General features: G+C 69.8%; 14 protein-coding genes. 6 read left to right on the top strand and 8 right to left on the bottom strand.

All coding sequences use genetic code 11. The features are described from left to right. Positions 1 to 107: 107 nt before the first annotated feature. Both GTZ93_RS28600 and GTZ93_RS28595 read left to right on the top strand, forming a co-directional pair. A complete protein-coding gene (locus GTZ93_RS28600; RefSeq protein ID WP_257979348.1) occupies positions 108 to 524 on the top strand; it encodes a hypothetical protein in 417 nt (138 codons plus the stop codon). Between the two features lie 34 nt (positions 525 to 558). After that, the gene (locus GTZ93_RS28595; protein WP_139920333.1) at positions 559 to 1,140 is read left to right on the top strand and encodes a hypothetical protein; all 582 of its coding nucleotides are present in this window, start codon (positions 559 to 561) and stop codon (positions 1,138 to 1,140) included. On the opposite strand, the gene GTZ93_RS28590 is transcribed toward GTZ93_RS28595, so the two are convergent. Both GTZ93_RS28590 and GTZ93_RS28585 read right to left on the bottom strand, forming a co-directional pair. After that, the gene (locus tag GTZ93_RS28590; protein WP_139920335.1) at positions 1,128 to 2,720 is read right to left on the bottom strand and encodes a ribonuclease H-like domain-containing protein; all 1,593 of its coding nucleotides are present in this window, start codon (positions 2,718 to 2,720) and stop codon (positions 1,128 to 1,130) included. The two genes, GTZ93_RS28595 and GTZ93_RS28590, sit on opposite strands and share 13 nt — an antisense overlap. 16 nt (positions 2,721 to 2,736) lie before the next feature. Further along, positions 2,737 to 5,157 (bottom strand): DEAD/DEAH box helicase, encoded by a 2,421-nt coding sequence (locus GTZ93_RS28585; RefSeq protein WP_180946120.1) that lies wholly within the window; start codon positions 5,155 to 5,157, stop codon positions 2,737 to 2,739. A gap of 184 nt (positions 5,158 to 5,341) precedes the next feature. Here GTZ93_RS28585 and GTZ93_RS28580 point away from each other — a divergent pair, with 184 nt between their 5' ends. Further along, on the top strand, positions 5,342 to 6,589 hold the full coding sequence (locus GTZ93_RS28580; RefSeq protein ID WP_139920336.1) for an ArsB/NhaD family transporter: 1,248 nt from the start codon (positions 5,342 to 5,344) through the stop codon (positions 6,587 to 6,589). Here the strand turns inward: GTZ93_RS28580 and GTZ93_RS28575 are convergent. After that, positions 6,586 to 7,410 (bottom strand): hypothetical protein, encoded by an 825-nt coding sequence (locus GTZ93_RS28575; RefSeq protein WP_180946121.1) that lies wholly within the window; start codon positions 7,408 to 7,410, stop codon positions 6,586 to 6,588. The two genes, GTZ93_RS28580 and GTZ93_RS28575, sit on opposite strands and share 4 nt — an antisense overlap. 91 nt (positions 7,411 to 7,501) lie before the next feature. On the opposite strand from GTZ93_RS28575, the gene GTZ93_RS28570 reads away from it, so the two are divergent. From GTZ93_RS28570 to GTZ93_RS28560, 3 genes are read left to right on the top strand one after another with little or no spacing between them, the layout of a single operon-like run. Then, the gene (locus GTZ93_RS28570; RefSeq protein WP_315967368.1) at positions 7,502 to 8,260 is read left to right on the top strand and encodes a GspE/PulE/PilB domain-containing protein; all 759 of its coding nucleotides are present in this window, start codon (positions 7,502 to 7,504) and stop codon (positions 8,258 to 8,260) included. A 7-nt stretch (positions 8,261 to 8,267) separates the two neighbouring features. Continuing rightward, positions 8,268 to 10,193, top strand: coding sequence for a hypothetical protein (locus GTZ93_RS28565; RefSeq protein WP_139919252.1), 1,926 nt, complete (start codon positions 8,268 to 8,270; stop codon positions 10,191 to 10,193). Continuing rightward, a complete protein-coding gene (locus GTZ93_RS28560; RefSeq protein ID WP_139919253.1) occupies positions 10,190 to 12,313 on the top strand; it encodes a coiled-coil domain-containing protein in 2,124 nt (707 codons plus the stop codon). Before GTZ93_RS28565 ends, GTZ93_RS28560 begins: the two co-directional genes overlap by 4 nt. Positions 12,314 to 12,319: 6 nt before the next feature. On the opposite strand, the gene GTZ93_RS28555 is transcribed toward GTZ93_RS28560, so the two are convergent. The 5 genes from GTZ93_RS28555 to GTZ93_RS28535 are packed head-to-tail and all read right to left on the bottom strand — an operon-like array spanning position 12,320 to position 19,272. Then, positions 12,320 to 12,832, bottom strand: coding sequence for a hypothetical protein (locus GTZ93_RS28555; protein WP_120579054.1), 513 nt, complete (start codon positions 12,830 to 12,832; stop codon positions 12,320 to 12,322). Further along, complete coding sequence (locus GTZ93_RS28550) at positions 12,829 to 16,656, bottom strand: type VI secretion IcmF C-terminal domain-containing protein (RefSeq protein ID WP_139919254.1); 3,828 nt, start codon at positions 16,654 to 16,656, stop codon at positions 12,829 to 12,831. Before GTZ93_RS28550 ends, GTZ93_RS28555 begins: the two co-directional genes overlap by 4 nt. Before the next feature lies 1 nt (position 16,657). Continuing rightward, positions 16,658 to 16,975, bottom strand: coding sequence for a hypothetical protein (locus tag GTZ93_RS28545; RefSeq protein WP_257979252.1), 318 nt, complete (start codon positions 16,973 to 16,975; stop codon positions 16,658 to 16,660). Further along, positions 16,972 to 17,613 (bottom strand): DotU family type IV/VI secretion system protein, encoded by a 642-nt coding sequence (locus GTZ93_RS28540; RefSeq protein ID WP_120579040.1) that lies wholly within the window; start codon positions 17,611 to 17,613, stop codon positions 16,972 to 16,974. Before GTZ93_RS28540 ends, GTZ93_RS28545 begins: the two co-directional genes overlap by 4 nt. 12 nt (positions 17,614 to 17,625) lie before the next feature. Beyond that, the gene (locus GTZ93_RS28535; RefSeq protein ID WP_120579041.1) at positions 17,626 to 19,272 is read right to left on the bottom strand and encodes a type VI secretion system baseplate subunit TssF; all 1,647 of its coding nucleotides are present in this window, start codon (positions 19,270 to 19,272) and stop codon (positions 17,626 to 17,628) included. Positions 19,273 to 19,281 lie beyond the last annotated feature (9 nt).

Genomic DNA, 19,281 nt, shown 5'->3' with positions numbered 1-19,281 from the left:
CGCAAGCCACCGCAGGCAGACCGACCGGGCAGAACTTCCAGCTGCGTTGGCGCCTCTCACGCGAGTACTGCGCATGGCTGTATTACACGCCGGACCGGAAGTTCGAGATGAGCATGCTTGCTGGGGGCGCGTTGCACGACGAACCCCAGAAGCGCACTTGCAACCTCCCGTCGAGCGTGGACGACGCGCGCTATGCCTCGAACAGCCTGGGCTATGTCTTCGTCCTCCACAACCATCCCTACGACAACGTGTTGTCGGACCGAGACATCCGATTCATCGTCGACATGGCGCTCGAGCATGGTGTGACCGTGAAGACGCACGCGGGAGAGATTCCACTCTCCATCGTCGCCTTCTTCTCCCTCTCCGATAGTCTGGAGCACCCCCCGTGTGACGGGTTCTTCCAGTACATCCCCGCGACCGGAGAGTTGTTGCGATGGCTGCGGGGCGATGGCGGATGGGGACGACAGCTCATCGGTCGGGTGCAGTGGTTGGACAGCGCGCGCTATCGCATCGTGCGCGAATAGGGAAATAGGCCTTCGCAATGGAGGAGCGCGGAAGATGAAGCGAAGCGCGTCGTTGTTTCTGCTGGGGATTGCTGCCGCCGGGTGTGTGCGCGGGTTCGTGGCGGGCTCTGCCCCGGTGGAGGATGACCGTTCGATAGTCTTCCCGCAGTTCTTCGAACAGGCGCCGATCCAGGTCGGCACATCCGAGCAGCCCGTCGTGCTGGATGGAGCCGTGATCCGCGCACTGACCTTGGCGGCGAACGATTATCTGCCTCCGGACCGGTCTGAAGCGCCGTGCACCGACAGGCGCATGTCACATGTCTTCAGGGTCATTGAGCGTGAAGACATCGTCTTCGTGCGCATCGATATGGACCCGTCGGCATGCGCCGGATCCCAGCCGGGACTCGACTCTGGGGTCCGGTATGCCATCAGCCGTGATGGCCGCATCCTTCGCCGGATCCTGGACGGGATGGAGCCGTACATCCCTTTCGCGGACGGCGGCGTCCTGGAGAAGGCCGCCCCTGGCGTCTCACCCTCCTTCGACCCGGCGCATCCGCGGCCCCTGCCCTTCCTGGACGCATCTTCGGACGCTGGCGTTGCCCCAGACGCAGGGGGAGCTGATGCTCAGGCCCCCTGACGCGACAGGCGCCGCTCCAGGCGCTCCAGGCGGAGCTGGTGGTCCTCCGGCAGCTCCACGGGGGCGGCGAGCCTGGCGTGGTACAGGGCCCGGGGCAGGTCCTTGAGGGAGTGCTCGTAGAGCTTCGTCAGGGACAGGTGCAGCACCGCGCCCTGTCCGGGCTTCGCGAACGTGAGCGCACGCTGCAGGTGCGCCACCGCCGTGTCGCAATCACCCGAGCGGCGGCAGAGGCGCGAGGCCAGCACCAGCGCTTCGATTCCCACCGGGCCCCCGCTCTCCGCGGCGGCCTTCGCGAACGTCAGCGCCCGCGCCGCGTCCCCTGCCCTCTCCGCCACCTGCGCGAAGCCCAGCAGATCTCGAGGGTCCTGCTGCTCCGAGCCTTCGGACTGGAAGCGGCGCACCAGATCGCCCATCAAGGCCGCCAGCAGCAGCAGGTCCTTCTGGTTGTGCTCCAGCACCGGCACCAGCTCCGAACCGTCCGTGCCGCGCAGGAAGCGGAAGTACAGCTCCGGGATCTGCGAGCCGTCCACGTCCCCCACCCGGTGATGCCCCAGCACCTTCGACTCCAGGTGCACCAGCCGCGCGCCCTCGCCGCGGTGCTTGAACACGCGCCGCGCGCAGTGCAGGAGGTCCAGGTGCGGCAGCTCCTTCGGCACCGGCACCCGGTTGAGCACGAAGCGCGTGCGCAGCAGCGGCCAGTCGAAGCTCTTGCCGTTGTACGTGACCAGACAGGACGACGACGCCATGCGCTCGGCCAGGAGGCGCAGCATGGGCGCCTCTTCTCCCATGCGCCTCAGGAAGAGCTGCTGCACGCGCATCGAGCGGCCTTCGAACCAGCCCAGGCCCACCAGGAACGGCACCGTTCCCGTACCGCCCGCGAGCCCCGTCGTCTCCGTGTCCAGCATCAACATCCGCGTGAAGTCCACCGACTCCAACTCCGGATGCAGCGCCAACCCCGCCACCAGCCGCGCCTCCACGTCGAGCGCCGCCGCCACCGGTGCCGAGCCATGACGATGGTCCGGCGCATACACCTGCTCGGCCACGTGCACCGTGCCATGCGGCGTCGACCGTGCCTCCACGGGCAAGGCACGCGGCTCGGGGGCCGGCGCCACCGCCTTCCGAGCAGACGCCGTGCCCTGCCGCTCCGACCAGAACGACAGCATCTGGCGCAGCGCTTCCACCCGTGGATCCGCGGGACCGTCCGCCGCACCACCGCGCTTCGCCGCGAACCGCCGCCGCGCCTCCTCGCGCAGGTCCACGAGACCGTCCGCCCGCGTGGCCTCGCTGTCAGCGACCTCCGCCTGCGCGGTACGCAATGCGGCCTCGCGAGGCTGCCCGCCGTCAGTCCCCTCCCCGTCCATCGACATGCGCTTGCGCAGCGCCTGGACCAGCACCTCCGCGATGGTGGTCGTGCCCGCCTCTTCCACCGGCGGAATCGGAGCCACCGCCGCGTCCTGCGCGCGCGCCTCCACCGCCGGTGTCTCCACCACAGGAGCCACCGCCACGGTGTTCACGGGCGCCCGGGCCTGACTGCCGGGGCCCGCGTTGGTGAGTCGGGACAGCTTGCGCTTCAGGTCCATGCCGCGCCCGTGCTCCTCACTGCACCCCGGCGACGCCGAGCGCCGCCAGCAGGTCCAACGCCAAACGCTTGCGCGGATGCGACCCCGACGGCGCGCTCCCCGGCTGCCCACCCGCCGCAGGACCGATGCACGCCGGACACCCGTCCTCGCACGGACACGACTCCAGCAGCTTGCGTCCTCGCAGGAGCAGCTCCTCGCGCTGATCGTACAGCCGAGCCGCCAGCCCCACGCCTCCGGGCACGTTGTCGTAGAGGAACAGCGTCGGATCGAAGCCCACGCCGCCTTCCTTGCGCGGCGGACCGTCCGGCTCGTCCTTGCTGCCCAGCGTGCGGCCCAGGTCTCGCGGGTCGCTCATCAATCCCACGCACGCCACCGTGCGCAGCGCGGAACCCAGGCCTCGCAGCGCGTCGATGACCGCGGGCCGGGGCGCGTCCATGCTCCGCACCACCGCCTCCGGCACCGTCAGCCATAGCGCCGACGTGTGCATCTGCATCTCCGGCAGCCGCACGTCGCCGTAGCCCACGTTCTCGTGCGTGTGGAACTTGATCTTCTTGTATCCGACCACCTTCTCGATGACGGACACCTCGCCCAGGCCCGCGTGCAGCGAGGGCCCCAGCGGCGCTCCCTGGTCCTCCTGGATGACGCTCACGCGCACGTTCGTCATCGCGTCCGTGAAGTAGTCCGGCGCCACCTTCCGCACGAACGCCTTGTGGTTCTCCAGGTCCAGCATCTCCACCTGATACTGCTCGGAGTCGTGCTGGTAGATGGCCTGTTCGTGCAGCTGCGTGTGCGCGGAACGGAAGTCCATCTCCGCCAGCGTCTTGTCCGTGCCGCGCTCGATGACCACCACGTTGTCCCAGCCCACGCTGCGCAACGACACGTGGTGCGCCGGATACGCGTCCGACGACCAGTGGAACATCCGACGCCCGCCCTCCGGCGCCTGCGACGGGTGCACCACCTGGTGCTGCGTGAGGAAGTCCAGCGCCTCCGTGGTGTTCTCCACCGGCACGTCGCCGAACGCGTCCCCTTCCTCGAAGGGCAGCTCGAACGCCGCGCACTTCAGGTGCTGGACCAATATCTCCACGTTGTCCGGATCAATCCGCGCATGCTCCACCGGCGCTCCCGTGAGCGCGCGCGGATCCGCCGCGAAGTACTGATCCAACGGCGCGCTGGACGTCACCAGCAGCGCCAGGCTCCCCATGCCTCGCCGGCCCGCGCGGCCGAAGCGCTGCGCCAGCGCCGCCACGGAGCCCGGGTAGCCCGCGCACACCACCGCGTCCAACGAACCGATGTCGATGCCCAACTCCAGCGCATTGGTGGCCACGACGCAGCGCACCTCGCCCGCGCGCATCGCGGCCTCCGTCGCGCGGCGGGTGCCCGGCAGGTAGCCGCCCCGGTAGCCCTGGATGAGCGACGGGTCCAGCTTCTCCTCCACGAACCGGTCACGGAGGTACTTGAGCATCACCTCCACGTTGTTGCGCGACTGGCCGAACAGCAGCGTGGACACGCCCGCGCGCACCAGGTCCGACGTGAGCCGCACCGCGCTCTTGAGATAGCTGGCGCGGATGCCCAGCTCCGCGTTCACCACGGGCGGGTTGTAGACCAACACCCGGCGCTCACCGGACGGCGCCCCGCTCTCCGACACGAGCGCCACCTCGCGCCCCAGCATCCGCTCCGCATGCGCCTTCGGATTGCCGATGGTCGCCGACGCCAGGATGAACGTGGGCGATGCCCCGTGGAACCGCGCCACCCGCTGCAACCGCCGCAGCACGTTCGCCAGGTGCGAACCGAAGACGCCCCGGTACGTGTGCAACTCGTCGATGACGACGTAGCGCAGGTTCGAGAACAGCCGCGCCCAGTTCGCGTGGTGCGGAAGGATGCCCGTGTGCAGCATGTCCGGGTTGGTGAGCACCACGCCCGCGCGCTCACGTGCCGCCCGGCGCGCGTCCCCCGGTGTGTCACCGTCGAAGGTGATGGCGCCGTGGCCCAGGCCCGCCTCGCGCATGAAGGCGCGCAGCGATTCTTCCTGATCGCGCGACAGGGCCTTGGTGGGGAACAGGTAGAGCGCCCGCGCTTCCGGCTCGCGCGCGAAGCGATCCAACAGCGGCAGGTTGTAGCAGAGGCTCTTGCCGGACGCGGTCGGCGTGGCGATGACCAGGCTCTCCCCGTCGCGGGCCCGCTCGAAGGCTTCGGCCTGATGGGAGAAGAGCTGCTCCACGCCCCGGCGCTGGAGCGCGTCCCGGACCTGGGGAGCCAACCCCTCAGGCATCGGCGCGAACACGCCAGCGCGAGCGGGGGTCACGGCGTCATGGACGATGTTCGGCCACACCTGCCGGTCCGTCCGCCATCCCTGGAGGACGGCGTCCAGCCCGCGAGCCCCAGACCACGGCGTGCGGCGCGGGCCGGAGAAGGCCTCGGTTTCCTTCTCGGGCTTCATAGGGCCGGCCACTGTACAGACGTGTACCCGGAAGGACAACGCGCGTCAGGACCCACCACGGCGGTCTTTTGGGGGCCCATCACCCACATTCCCACCCGACAGTAGCCGGCCCGATTCCCTGCTGGGCAGGCGGCTCCAGGGGACCTCGACGGGGCCGAGGCGCGGACCCTACTGTCCCGCGCCCGTGGCGCTCGCGATCTTCCTGTTCACTTACATCTTCATCGCCGGGGCGAGGCTGCCCTTCATCAAGCTGGACCGTCCCGGAGGTGCCCTGCTGGGCGCCACGCTGATGGTCGTCGCCGGGGCCGTCACGCCCGCGGAGGTCTTCGGTCACAGCTCGGACCGGAACCAGCAAGCCATCGACATGGACACCATCGTCCTCCTGTTGGGGATGATGTTGCTGGCCGTGTACCTGGCGCAGGCGAACTTCTTCCGCGCCGCCGGGGCCAAGGCCCTCAAGGTCGCGCACACGCCGCGGCTGCTCCTGGTGGCCGTGACGTTCGTGAGCGCGTTCCTGTCCGCGTTCCTCGTCAACGACACCGTGTGCCTGTTCCTCACGCCGCTGGTGCTGGTGGTGGTGGAGGACGCGCGCCTGCCGCCCGTGCCGTACCTGCTCGCGGTGTGCATGGGCAGCAACAGCGGTTCCGTGGCCACCTTCACCGGCAACCCGCAGAACATGCTGATCCAGGGCGCGTCCGGCCTGGGCTACGCGCGGTTCGCCGCGTACATGGCCCTGCCCGCAATCCTCTCCACCGTCATCGTCGCCCTGGCGCTGCTCTACCTCTTCCGCAAGGAGCTGCCGTCCGCGCGCTTCGACACGCACCCGCCCCCGCTGGAGGTGGACCGTCGGCTGCTCGCGCTGGGGCTGGGAGTCCTGCTGGGCGTGGTGGTGGCGTTCTTCGCCGGCCTGCCCATGAGCTGGAGCGCGCTCGCGGGCGGCGTGCTGGTGATGTCCCTGTCCGGGCACGAACCGCGCGAGGCCCTGGAGCGCGTGGACTGGGTGCTGCTGCTCTTCTTCGCCAGCCTCTTCGTCGTCGTGTACGGGGTGAACAAGGCGGGCTGGGCGGAGGACATCCGCCACGTGTTCTCCCCGCTGATGGCCGGGCCGCCGTGGCGCGAGACGCTGGGCTTCGCGTTCCTGACGCTGGTGGCGTCCAACCTCTTCAGCAACGTGCCGTTCGTGATGCTCGCGCGCGCGTGGGTGCCGACCATGCAGGAGCCGGAGCTGGCGTGGCACGTGCTCGCGCTGGGCTCCACGCTCGCGGGCAACCTCACGCTGGTGGGCAGCGTGGCGAACCTCATCGTCTTCGAGGCCGCGCGCGGCAAGGTCCGCATGGGCTTCGTGGACTACCTGCGCGTGGGTGTGCCCGTGACGCTGATCAGCTTCGTCGTGGGCCTGGGTGTGCTCCTGGCGGAGCACGCCCTCTTCTAGGCGTCCGGATCCGGCAGTTCGCCCGGGGGCAGCTGGCGCTCGGGAGGCGTGGGCGGCGCGGGCGTGACGGCGGAGGGCACGGTGTCCGGGGCGGTGTTGCCCGCAGGGGCCGCGCCCTTGCGGTTGTTGGGCGTCAGGTCCTTCACGAACATGTCCGCGACCTTGTCCAACAGGGCCGTCATGGCCAGGCGGAACAGCTCCGGCTCCTTGCCGACCTTGAACGGATCCAGGTGCTGCGCGCCCTGCTCCACCGCGTCCAGATCAAACGGCCGGCGCCACAGCTCCGAGCGCCCGTCCACCCGGAACATCCGCCCGTAACCCTTGAGGTAGGCCCCGGCGTGCCCGTCATCGCTGCGCATGCCGTAGTCCTGGATGACGAACTCCACGATGGTGTCCGCGCCCAGCGGGGCCATCAAGTCGTAGTCCGGCGCGTTGGCGGGCACCTCCTCCACGAGGAAGCTCTCCAGCGCGGACGCCACCCGGGCGGGGTCCACCGCGTCCGTCCAGGGGGCCTCTTCCGGAAGGCGCGACAGGGTGGTGACGCGCAGGCGCTCGGAGAGCTCGAAGCGCGTCACCGCCTGCTGCAGCTTCACGGTGAGCCGGCGGTCCGCCTCCTTGGGCTCCAGCTTCTTGAGCTTGTCGGAGTACGCGCTGTCCTCCTGGAACACCTTGCTCTTGGGGCCCGCGCCGTCCTCGATGCGGGAGATGAAGGCGGGCCGCTGGACCCGGTCCAGGTCCGCGCCGGAGAGGCGCTGGGAGGCGCAACCGGCGGTGAAGGCGACGAGGACTGCGGCGAATAGGACGCTTCGGCTTCGCACCATGGGCCCCAGGCTAGCCCATCCCCGTCCCCCTGGCCTGTTTGTGACCCACCGAAGGCCTGGGGACTGTCCGGCACTGATATGCTGCCCGGCCGTGAATCCTCCCCCTTCTGTTCCTCCCGGCCCGGGCCCCAACCGCAAGCGGCGGCTGGGCGAGATCCTGATGGACGCCGGCCTGCTCACTGAAACCCAGCTGCGGTCGGCGCTCGCCGAGCAGCGCAAGTGGGGCGGCCGGCTGGGCCTCACCCTGGTGCAGATGGGCGTCGTGGACGAGAGCTCCATGGTGCACGCCCTGTCGCGGCAGCTGGCCATCCCCACCGTGAACCTGGACACGCACGTCCCCGTCCCGAACGCCCTCCAGGCGCTGCGCGTGGACATCGCCGAGCGCTACACCGTCTTCCCCATCGCCTACGAGTCCGGCTCCAAGACGCTCACCGTGGCCACGTCGGATCCCACCAACGTGGAGTCCCTCCAGGAGCTGGCCTTCCACTCCGGCCAGAAGCTCCAGGTGGTGGTGGCGACGGCGTCCTCCATCGAGCGCGCCATCCGGCACCACTACCACGGCGAAATCACCTCCACGGCCGCCACGCCGCTGAGCTTCGGCATGGACGAGGCCACCTTCGAGCTGGCCCCGCCGCAGCAGGCCGAACCCGCCGCGCCCCCGCGCCCCCCCACCCCGCCGCCGTTGGTGCGCGACGTGGAGCTGGCGTCGAAGGTGGAGGCGCTCACGCAGCAGGTGGCGGACCTGGAGCGCATGGTGGCGCAGCAGGCGCGCGTGATGCGCGCGATGATGGACGCGCTGGAGGCCCGGGGCGCGTTGACCCGCGAAGAGGTCCAGGCAAAGGCCCGGTGAACACGGCATGACGCTCCTCTTCTCCGAAAAACTGAAGTTGGAGCTCACCGTCACCGCGGGCGAGCAGGCCTTCGCCATTCCCGGTGGGCAGGTGCGGGACTTCTCGCTGCGGATGACGCCCACGGGCTTCAGCTGCGAGCTGACATTCTGGACCTCGCTGGAGAAGGCGGACGCGGCGCTGTTCACCGCGTTCAGCAAGCCGGACCTGGTGCGGGTGCGGCTGGCGCTGTCCGGCGTCTTCAACCCTCCGCCCACGCCGCTGGTGGTGCAGGGCATCGTCACGGAGAAGCGCGTCGGTGGCACCGCGCACGGCAACAAGGACAGCGTGGCGGTGGCCTTCCGCCAGTACACGGTCCTCTTCGAAGACCCCGCGCGCGTGCTCTGGAAGCAGCACCGCCCGGTGGAGCTGCACACGGCGAAGAAGCTGTCGGACCTGCTGGACGCGCACAAGCCCGGCGGACTGCTGCTCACCTACGACTGGGACGCGCTGGAGGCGAAGCAGGCCCTGGTGTGCCTGGGCATCGGGGACGACGACGCGGCCGCGAGCTTCTACGACTTCGTCCTCTGGTTCGTGGACACGCGCGGAGGCGTGCTCACGTACGACAGCCCCAAGGACACGTACACCTTCTCCGCGAAGAAGCCGGCCACGGGCACCGTCACCGGGCTCAGCCGCAAACACGTGTCGCGCGTGGACGTGGAGATGCCGCCCGTCATCCGTCACAGCACGCGGGTGCTCAACGGCTTCGGGGCCGGGGCGACCACGGTGGCGCTGGAGCAGTCCCAGGCGGTGGCGGGCATCCAGCACGACATGCTGGTGCGCACGCCCATCGCGACGGAGGCGGAGCAGCGTCAGTCCGTGGAGAAGGGACGCCTGCGCGTGCGCAAGCGGCGGCTGCGGCTGACGTTCTCCGACGTGCCGCCCATCGCGCTGCACCCGGGGGCGTTGATCAAGCTGGACGGCGGGCGGTGGAGCCCGGACCTCACGGGCCTGGGGGAAGACCATCGCGTCGCGGAGCTGGCCTTCGACGGCGTGGGGCTCCAGGCCGGCCCGCACGACGGGCAGCAGGAGACGATGCAGGGCTACACGGTCTCCCTGTCCGTGCTGCTGGAGCAGAAGTCGGATCCGGTGCCGGAGCTGCCCGCGTACCGGCCGCCCCGCTACCCCATCTACGTCGAGGGCAAGATGCACAGCCCCGGCGGCGAGGCCACGGACCGCATCTACCTGCAGGTGGATGATCAGAAGACGTCCGTGACGAACTACCGGGTGGCCATTCCCCTGTGGAACAAGACGGTGAGCGTGCCGGCGGAGCCCGGTGAGTTCCCGGGGGAGTTCTACTTCCCGCCGTACAAGAACGAGCGGGTGCTGGTGGCGCTGCACTTCGACCACGCGGCGCTGCACCGCTTCCTGGACTGGGGCGAAGGCGTGCGCATGCCCCAGGACAGCCAGGGCGATCAGATCCTCTTCGGCAAGAACGGCGCGAACCAGACGGCGCTCACGCACGACTTCAAGGACAACAAGCCGGTGTGGAACCTGGGGCGGGTGAACTCCAACGACACGGAGATCATCCGCATGTCGGAAGGGCACCTGCTCATCCAGACGAAGGAGAACCCCGGCGGCGCCGCCACCACGCCCACGTACGACGTGACGCCGCAGGTGGAGACGGCGAAGGGCGATCTCACCGCGGGCGTGGACGGCGCGGTGAGCGACGCGACGGCGGCGTACAAGGAGTCCTCGGCGGCGGTGAACTCCAAGTTGAACGCGGCGACGGAGGAGACGGGCGCGGCCCTCTCCGCCGCGGAGGCCCAGGTGAAGGGCAAGGCCGCTGAATCCCGCGCCAAACTCACTGGCGCACTCAACGGCGTGGATGGCCAGACGGGCGCGCTCTCCGGCGCAGCCGCTGAAGCCAAGGCCGCGCTCGCGGGGCTGAAATGAACGAACTGCGCGCCACCGTGGCGAAGCACAAGGCAACCGTGGAGGGCTTCGGCTCCGGCATCACGCCGCGCCTCGCCACCGCGAAGGGCGAAGTGGAGACCCTGGCCCAGGGCGTCGTGGAGCAGGTTGCCGCGCTCCGTCCCTCCATCAGCGCGTCGCTGGGAGCGCTGCTCACGCAGGTGAACGCGACGAAGGTGACGCTGGCGGACCCCTCCCCTCGCTTCGACGCGCTGGCCACGGAGGTGGCGGGCCACCAGCAGACGCTGACCGCCTCCAGCACCACCGCGCGCACGCAGGCGGAGTCACTGGGGAAGGAAGCGACGGCGAAGAGCCAGGGGATGGAGGCGCAGGCGAAGTCGTCCGTGGAGTCGTCGCAGGGGCAGCTCACCGCGCTCCAGCAGCAGGTGGCCCAGAAGTGCGACGCGGACAAGAAGTCCTTCGACGCGAAGCTCGCGAAGCGCAAGGGCTCCAAGGAGGAGACGGAGGCCCGCCGCGCGCAGGGCTACGCGCTGATTGATCAAACGCGCTCGCAGCTCACGCAGGACCTCACGGGCGTGGGGTCCACCCTCACGGCGGCGTTGGCGGCGGTGCTGGTGCGGCTGACCACGTCGCGCGACGCGGCGACGGGCCGGAGCACCCAGCTCACCTCCACGCTGGACGGCGCGGTGAAGAACCCCGTGAGCGCGCTGAAGACGCTGCACCAGGAGATCCTCAACGCGGGCACCACGGCGAAGGAAACCCACAAGCAACAGCAGTCCGTGCTGGAGGGCCAGCGCAAGACGCTGGTGGATCAGCTGATGGCCGCGGCGGCGGCGGCGGCCGCCATCGTGGATCCGCTGGACACCCAGGTGGCCCCGTCGCTGACGGCGGGCAAGACGCAGGCGGACGGAGCGCTGGACACGCTGGGCAAGACGATTGGCGGACAGGTCGCCAGCGTCACGGCGCAGCTCACGGCGGTGGAGAAGCTCATCGAGCAGGTGCAGAAGCAGGTGGAGACCGCCATCAAGACGGTGAGCGGCACCATCGACAGCGTGGTGCAGGGCGCGCTCACGGCGGTGGAGACCGTCAAGGCGCCGCTGAAGGCCACGCTGGAGGCGGCCTTCACCACGCTGGACACGCTGGTCGCGACCGTCAGCGCCCTCAAGCAACAGGTGATGGCGCTGTTCGAAGCGCTGCCGCAGATGCTCGAGCAGCTCCAGACCCTCTTCCAGCAGATCGTCGGCTCGCTGGAGTCGCTGCTGGAGCGGGCCATGGGCCTCCTGGACGCCATCCCGGCCGCGGACCTGCCCAAGCCACTGGTGAACCCCGCGGTGCAGGGCATCAGCCAGGTGGTGGGGCAGATCACCACGCAGCTGGGCACCCTCTCCTCTCAAGTGGGCACGCAGCTCCAGGCGGTGCAGAAGACCATCGTGTCGCAGGTGGAGACGGTGCAGACCCAGGCCCAGACGCAGATTGACGCGGCCACGACGCAGGCCGTGACGCAGATGGGCACGCTCACCCAGTCCATCCTCCAGGGCATCGAGCAGGCCACCGCGCAGGTGGGCCAGATTGTCGCCGCGGCCGTCACGCAAATTGGCACCGTGAAGGACCAGGGCGTGCAGCAGATTGAGACCATGAAGCAGCAGGTCGCCGCCCGGGTGACGCCGCTGGACACGCAGGTGCCCCAGCGCCTGGAGGCCCTGGACGCGCAGGTGGGCTCCGGCATCGACGCGGCGGTGCAGGCCATGCAGACGGCGCGGGACTCAGCGGAGGGCCAGGTGACGTCCGCCAAGGGCCGGCTGGACTCGCAGCTGGGGGGCACGAAGACGTCCGTGGCGGCCGGGCTGACGTCGCTGGAGCAGGCTCGCAAGAGCGCGGACACGTCGCTCGCCACCCAGGCGGACTCGGCGCTCGCGGCCTTCAAGCAGCGCGCGGAGGGCCTGAAGACAGGCGCCCAGACGCAGGTGGACTCCATCTCCACCCAGGCCACGGGGCAGAAGCCGCAGCTCCTCTCCCCTCTCGACGCGATTGGCACCCAGCTCCAGGGGGGCGCCTTCTCCAAGCCAGTGACGGCGGCGAACGGCCGGGTGACGTCCGCGCTCAACGCGCTGGGGCCCCAGTTGGACGCGCTCGCGTCCTGAGTCCTTCTACTTGGGCGAGGCCAGGGTCACCGGAGGCTCGGGCGCCTTGGGCGCTTCCGGGGCCTTCGGAGGGCCGACCGGGGCCGGCGCGGAGTCCTGGGCGGACAGGCTCTTCTGCAGGTCCGTGCGGATGCGGCTCTCCTGCAGCTCGATGTCCACCGTCTTGGGCACCGGCACATCCAGCAGCGCCTGCCACGCGCCGTTGGGCGTGGTGAAGAGGAAGCTCACGGCCACCGCCTGCTCCGGCGGCAGGGGAATCTTCACCTGCTTCGTGCGGCTCGGGTAGATGACCACCGTCTGGAGCACGGAGTCGTCCGGGCTGATGACCTTGGCCGCGACGTCCGCGTAGCCCTCCGTCATCGACGTCTTCGACACCGTGCGGATGAGCATGTACAGCGGCCGGCCCTGGTTGGTGCCCGCGGGCGCGTTGACGTTCACCGTCAGGCTGGGCGCCGCGCAGCTGCCCACCACCACCGCCGTCACCAGCCCCGCCGCCAGCCTCACGCCCCTGTCCTTCATGGCACCACCCCACGGAATGGCGCCCAAGGCTCGCCGCGCAACCCGAAGCTGATCTCCAGCACCTTCTCGTTCGCCGCCAACCCGCGACCCGGCAGCACCCACACCACGTTCGACTGGTCCGTCAGCGTCGCGGACTCCAGCAGGCGGAAGCAGTTCCAGGACGACTCGGACATCTCCATGGAGCGGTAGCGCTTTCCATCCCGCTGCGGCGAGCGCAGCTCCACGCCGATGGACGACGGCTGCGGGCTCCACCAGCTCAGGGGAAACTCACCCCACGCCGGCCGCTGGTTGAAGCCGAATGACGCCGCCCCGCCGCACTTCAGGAACGACAGCGTCACGAAGCTGTCCGGCGTGGGCGCCGTCGGCAGCGGCAGCGGCCGCACCTGCATGGCGATGGGACGGGCCTTGCCCTCGTCGTCCCACAGGAGCTTCGACAGGCGGCCCAGCTGGCCCAGCGCGGAGAGCATGCGCGGAGGCAGCAGCAGCCGGGACTTCAGCGGATAGCGCACCGACCAGTCCGTCCCGCGCTCCTCCACCACCGGCGCCAGCACCTGCGTGACGAAGCCCCAGAAGGCCCCGTCCTTGCGGCGCAGCACCTCCAGCTCCACCGGGTCCACTTCCTGCGACGCGCTGGGGTTGAACGGATAGCGCTTCACCAGCGGGTCCAGCGTGCGGCGGGCCTGATAGGTCCACTGCTCCGCGATGACGCGCTCCAGCTCCGCGCGGCCCCGGTTGCGCACGACGATGAAGGGCTGGCGGAACGGCTGACGGAACTCGCCCACCAGGCCGTGCTGATCCAGCCACGCGTCCACCCGGCGCAGATACGAGTCCTCCTCCTCCAGCAGCATGCTCAGCGCCACGCGCCCCACCGGCGACAACATCTCCGCCAGCTGCGACCCCGCCGAGGACGCCGTCGCGCCAGCGGCTCCAGGCGCCGCGGGGTCCTTGGGCGCCGCGGGCTTCGCGGCCGCGGGCTTCACGCCGGACAGCTCCTGCTGCAGCTGCGACACCAGCGTGGTGTAGGCCGCCAGCTCCACGATCGCGCCGCTCTTGTCCGGCGTCATCAGCTGCACGATCGGCTTGAAGGGCGCCACCGCGTCGCGCATGGGCGCGTAGTACTCGCTCTCCAGCGGACCCACGCCGGCGCGGGTGGCCACGTCGCGCAGCATCGCCTCCAGCGGTGACGACGGCTGCAGCAGCACGGACAGGTCGCTGGACAGCGAACCTCGCGGCGTGGTGCGGAAGCGGTAGCCCCGGTAGGTCGCGTAGAGGTCCTGGCCGTAGCGCTTCGCGAAGGTCTGCACCTTGCCCTGCACGAAGGTGGCGCGCTCCACGGCCTCCTCGCGCGACAGGCTGGACTTGGCGAGCCGCTCCGTGAACTCGTCCACCAGCGGTGCCAGCTGCGCCTCGAAGGCGGCCTTGCCCAGCACCTTGCCCACCACCGGGAGCGTCCCGCTGGTGAACTCCGTGTCGTCGTCCCCCACCCCTTCGGTCGCCACTTCCGACGTCGTCTCGCCCGCGCGCGGGTTGAACGAATCCGCGTTGAACGGCGTGCGGCCCGTCTCCTTCAGCGAGCGCAGCGTCTTGTCCAAGAGCTGCCGCGACACGTCCATGGGGCGGAACACGAAGTCGCGCCGGAGGACCTCCACCTGGTAGCGCGCGTCACCGTCGCTGGGGGCGAAGAGGCCGTCCGCGCGGGTGAGCAGCTCCGCGGGCGTCATGCGGGCGGCGGCGCGCAGGGCGGCGTCCGTTTCGTCCTCCATGCGCAGGATGGCCTCCAGCGTCTGGCGGTTCTGGCGCAGCCAGTCCAGCGAGTCCAACAGGCTGCCCACGCCCTTCAGCTGGCTGGCGTCCGGCTCCGCGTCCGACGCGTTGATGAGGTCCATCACCTTGCGGGCGGAGCTGTACGGCGCGCTCTCCGCCAGCAAGGCGCGCAGGCGCTCACGGTCGTCCGCCAGCGCGCGCCACCGGGCCAGATCCAGCTCCTTCGCGGCCAGCGTGTCCTGCAGCTGCATGAAGTGGTCGCGCCACGGGCCCAGCAGGCCGTCCATCGTCAGCCAGGCGAAGGGCCAGCGAGTCCAGGGGACGTTCTCGTCGAAGGGCTTGTCGCTGGCGATGACGTAGTTGGCGATCATCGGCTCCGCCAGGCCCATCGCCTCCAGCCAGTTGTGCTCCTGGTCGGTGCTGGCCAGGCTCAGCCCGAAGGCCTCCGTCGTCCACCCCAGCTGCTTCTTGTTCGTCCCCTGCACGCTGCGCAGCACGAACTGGCCCAGGGCCTCATTGCGCGAGGCGTACAGCACGCCCAGCGTGTAGAGCACCTGCTCCGGACGGCACAGCGTCTCCAGGTGGCAGCTGTCATCCACCGAGGGCGCCGGGATCAGCGGCGTGGCGCGCGTGCCCCGGCTGGCGAAGGCGGGCGCGGGCTGGCAGCCAGGAATCAGGCTCGGGCAGCGCCGGCACTGGTCCTGGCACTTCTCCAGCATCGGCTTCAGGTAGGACATCCGGATGCTGCGCGCGAGCCGCGCCCGCAGCTCCTCCCACTCGTCGGTGAAGCTGTGGGCCAGGGGCGGCCAGTAGCGCGTGGCGCCCCAGAGGTCCTCCATCGCCTTCACCGCGTCGGTCGTCTGGGACTCCACCACGGAGCCGGACACGCTCTGGTTGCGATCCTCCAGCCGCTGCACCGTCACCTGGAACGCGTCCAGCTTGTCCTGCGCGCGCAGGAGCAGCCGGTAGAAGTGCCCGTACGCCAGCAGCACCGGCAGGCACCCCACCGCGAGGATGGCCGCGCACCGGCGCAGGTGCGTCCAGCGGTAGTCCCGGACGAGCAGCTCCGCCGGTTGATCCGCCTGCACCGCCAGCGCCCCGGTGGGCCGGGCATCCGCCCCTCCCGAGGACAGGTACACGCGCTGGAGCTTCAGCGGGTATGCCAGCGAGCCGCCCTCCAACAGCGTGGACACGAAGCGTCCCAGCGCAGCGAACGCCTCGCCGCCGCGCGAGTAGAAGGCCGCCAGCCGCTCGAACGCGTCCGGCGCCAGCGAGGTGAGCCCCAGCGCCAGGTACTTCTCCATGGGCTGGAGCGCTTCCCCCAGCTCCCCTTCCCTGCCGGGCGGCGGCACCGTCAGTTCCAGCGGCACGCCGTTCTGGCGCAGCAGCTGCGCGAAGTCCGCGTAGCCGTCCAGCGTGTCCATGTGCGTGAGGACCAGCCGCGTCTCCACGGGCGACTGGCACACCTCCGACAAGAGATTGACCTTGCCGCGCAGCAGCTGGGTGACGCGCTTCACCTCGTCCGGAGACGTCTCCAGCAGCCAGTTGACCTTCAGGACGATGACGGCCCGGCCCACGTGCCGGCGCCCGAAGGTGGCCTTCCACAGCCGGCGCAGCGCACGCCGCGCGTGGCGCGAGTCGTCCTCCAGCACGGGCGCGGCCAGCTCCTGCACCACGACCTCCGGCCCCAGGAACATCTTGAGGAGCGGGTCGTCCGTGTAGCTGGGCATGAACTGGCGCTGCTGCCGCTCCCAGTCCACCTCCGCTTCGATGAGGTCCGACTTGCCGCTGCCCGCCGGGCCCAGCACCACCAGCGTGGGGAAGTCCCGCACGGACGCGCGGAAGCGCCACGGCAGCTTCGCCAGGAACTGCTTGCGGATGGCCAGCAGCTGCCCGGACCCGAGCGGCTTCTGCTCGCCCGCGAGCGACGGGCCGCGCTGCTGCCGCTTGCGCCACCAGAGCGTCACGCCCACGCCAATGGCCGCGAGCACCACCACGATGCCAAACACGAGCACCCAGTGGGCCTTCAATGCCGCCAGCATGGACTGGATCGCGCCCACGTCAGCCGCCGCTCCTTCCGCCCGGCTTCACGGCCAACTGGAGGGCTTCCAAGACGTCTTCCGCCTCCTCCAGCGTGGACGTCAGCTTCGCGCGCAGCTTCTCCTGCTCCTGCGGCGACGGAAGCATTCCATCCCCCGGTGGATCCAACGCCACCAGGCCCTCACGCACGGAGTCCAGCAGCGGCTGCACGCCCTCCTTCAGCGCCCCCAGCTCCGAGCCCACCTGCTGCTCCAGCGCGTCCAGCAGCGCGAGCGTCTTGGGCGGAGCCTTGGGCGCCGGCGCGAGAGGCCGTGCGTCGTGTGTCGGGAAGGGCCTCAATTGGAGACCCACCACAGGAAGATGGGCAACCCCAGCACGATGGCCGCCGTCACGGCGTAGTAGTGCACCGGGAAGTCATAGACGGTGGGCACCGCCGCGGGCACCACCGGCGCGGACGGCGCCATGGCCGCCGGCTGCGGGATGCGCTGCGAGATGCGGTCCTTGATTTCGCGGATGCGCTCCGGCTGCCCCACGAGGCGGCCCGTGAAGCCCGCAGCCAGGCAAAAGCGGATCATCTCGAAGACGATGGAGGGGGTATCGTTGCGACGCAACTTCTCTTCCACGAAGTCGTAGAAGAGGTCTCCGCCTGCATCAACCTGAAACAGGTTCTGCTGCAGGAGTGGCCAGAGATGTTGCTCCGCGTCCGCCAGCCGCCGCAGCACCCACTCATCGAGGAAGTAGACGAAGGGACGGATCAGATCCTCCACCTCGTCCGGGCGCATGTCCGCGCCGAACGCGGCGCGCAGGCGCTCCAGCTCCACCATCAGCGCCTGCTCCAGATGGCCCAGCGCCTCCGGCCCCACCCTGCCCTGCGGCCGGCGCGCACCCGGGGCGGGCTCGGCGGGCAGTGCCCGGTCGAGGAGCTGACGCACGCGACGCTGCGTGGCCAGGAGTGCGTTCCAATGCTCCAGTTTCATGCGTGTGTTTGTCTATGTTGGAAGCTGTAGCGGTCCCAATCCCGCCACCGAGGCCTTGAGATCAACAGTCGCCTCGTTGTTCCAAGCATCAAGCAGGTCCCTCAACTGCTCAAGAAAGCAGATGACGACAGGCTCGAAGCTTTGGTCGAAGGGCTCCATCACGGCCTCGTAAGCGTGGCGGATCCCCGAACCCTTGAGAGCGCTGTCGGGCACCACACTGAACTTCAACTCCTTGAGCCAAGGAAGGACGCGGCGGAACGGGCTCTCCGCGGGGGTCCCCAGGTGACCCAGCAGGGCGACCACCTCGTCGCGGCCCAGCGTGGGCTTGGCCTTCCACGCAAGGAATTGGGTCAACGCCTCGACATCATCCCGTAGCACGCTGTCGCGGTGCGGCTGCAGGCTGCCCACCGTCTGCCATTTCAAGCCTTCGATGTGACGGCCCGGCACGGACACCTCCACCCTGCCCGCCGCCTGCGCGGAGAACTGCGGCTGGTGCCACAGCGCCTCCAGGACGATCTTTCGCGGCGCCGTGAAGGCCTCCGGCATGCGCACGATGAGGCTCTGCCGGGACGCGAGCTTCTCGTCGAAGGTCTCGTCCACCTCGTAGCTGGGGCCCTTGCCGGGCAGGAACGCGGGCCTGAGCGGGGCCAGGCCCACCTTGGTCATCTCGAAGACGCCCGTCACCGAGTGCAGGGAGAACTCGCGCCCCGCGCTCATGCTGATGATGGGGTGCTCCGCGCGCGTGCCGTCCGCCACCACCACCTGCGCGGGCTCCGCCTTGAGGTTCACCACCGGCACGGTGAAGAGCTGGAAGAAGTCCGGGTGCAGCGAGCGGCCGACGTTCCAGTCCTTGTCCAGGTCCAGGCAGATGCAGAAGCGCATCCAGGAGCTGCCACGAGGCGGCGGCACCTTCACGTGCACGAAGAGCTGCTGCTCCGGGAACTGGAAGAACGCGCGCAGGCGCTGGAACGGATGCGCGTAGAGGCCGCTGTCGTCCGGCGCGGGCGGATCCCGGTTGAAGGACACCTCGCAGGGGCTGCCCACGGAGTGCTCATCCGCCTCCTCGTCGTAGACGACGCTCACCTGCTTCACGTGCTTGCGCAGCGCATGAAACACCGCCAGCGACGAGCGGTAGTCGTCCAGGTGCCGCACGTGCAGGCTGAGCACGTCGATGGCGTCCTTGCGCGCGAAGCGGGACTCGAAGCGGAGGATCAGCCGGTGGCCGCTGCGCACCTGGGGCACCACGTCCGTGCCCTTGAGGAAGATGGGCAGCACGCGCAGGTCGCGCTGGAGCCGGAAGGAGCCCGCCACCCCTTCCGCGGGCGTCAGGCGCAGCTCCGTGCCCCGGGTGAGGAGCACCGGCTCCACCATCTTCTCCGTGGGCACGGCCTGCGCCATGGCGGTGGCGGGCACGGGCTCCAGGAGGAAGTCGAAGAAGCCCGCGAACAGCCGGCGCCAGGTGGAGCGCAGGTTGTGCAGCGTGGCGTGCCGCGTCTGGACGGAGAAGAACGCCATCGCCTCGATGAGGCGGCGCACGTCCGGGTCCTCGCGATCCAACGGAGCCGCCGGGTGCCGCTCCTGGAAGCGCTGACGGAAGCGCTCCAGCCCGTCCAATTCCGACAGGAAATCCAGGTAGATCTTCTCGGAGAAGTCCTTCACCGCCCGCTC

The organism is Corallococcus exiguus (assembly GCF_009909105.1).
GTDB lineage: Bacteria > Myxococcota > Myxococcia > Myxococcales > Myxococcaceae > Corallococcus > Corallococcus exiguus.
Note: the sequence above shows the minus strand (reverse complement) of the source record. Positions and strands in the feature narration are given on the sequence as shown.

What these genes read in the sequence shown, in the direction of transcription:
- GTZ93_RS28600 (WP_257979348.1), top strand. Translation starts at nt 108, where the DNA reads ATGAGCATGCTTGCTGGGGGCGCGTTGCACGACGAACCCCAGAAGCGC.
- GTZ93_RS28595 (WP_139920333.1), top strand. Translation starts at nt 559, where the DNA reads ATGAAGCGAAGCGCGTCGTTGTTTCTGCTGGGGATTGCTGCCGCCGGG.
- GTZ93_RS28590 (WP_139920335.1), bottom strand. Translation starts at nt 2,720, where the DNA reads ATGGACCTGAAGCGCAAGCTGTCCCGACTCACCAACGCGGGCCCCGGC.
- GTZ93_RS28585 (WP_180946120.1), bottom strand. Translation starts at nt 5,157, where the DNA reads ATGAAGCCCGAGAAGGAAACCGAGGCCTTCTCCGGCCCGCGCCGCACG.
- GTZ93_RS28575 (WP_180946121.1), bottom strand. Translation starts at nt 7,410, where the DNA reads ATGGTGCGAAGCCGAAGCGTCCTATTCGCCGCAGTCCTCGTCGCCTTC.
- GTZ93_RS28565 (WP_139919252.1), top strand. Translation starts at nt 8,268, where the DNA reads ATGACGCTCCTCTTCTCCGAAAAACTGAAGTTGGAGCTCACCGTCACC.
- GTZ93_RS28560 (WP_139919253.1), top strand. Translation starts at nt 10,190, where the DNA reads ATGAACGAACTGCGCGCCACCGTGGCGAAGCACAAGGCAACCGTGGAG.
- GTZ93_RS28555 (WP_120579054.1), bottom strand. Translation starts at nt 12,832, where the DNA reads ATGAAGGACAGGGGCGTGAGGCTGGCGGCGGGGCTGGTGACGGCGGTG.
- GTZ93_RS28540 (WP_120579040.1), bottom strand. Translation starts at nt 17,613, where the DNA reads ATGAAACTGGAGCATTGGAACGCACTCCTGGCCACGCAGCGTCGCGTG.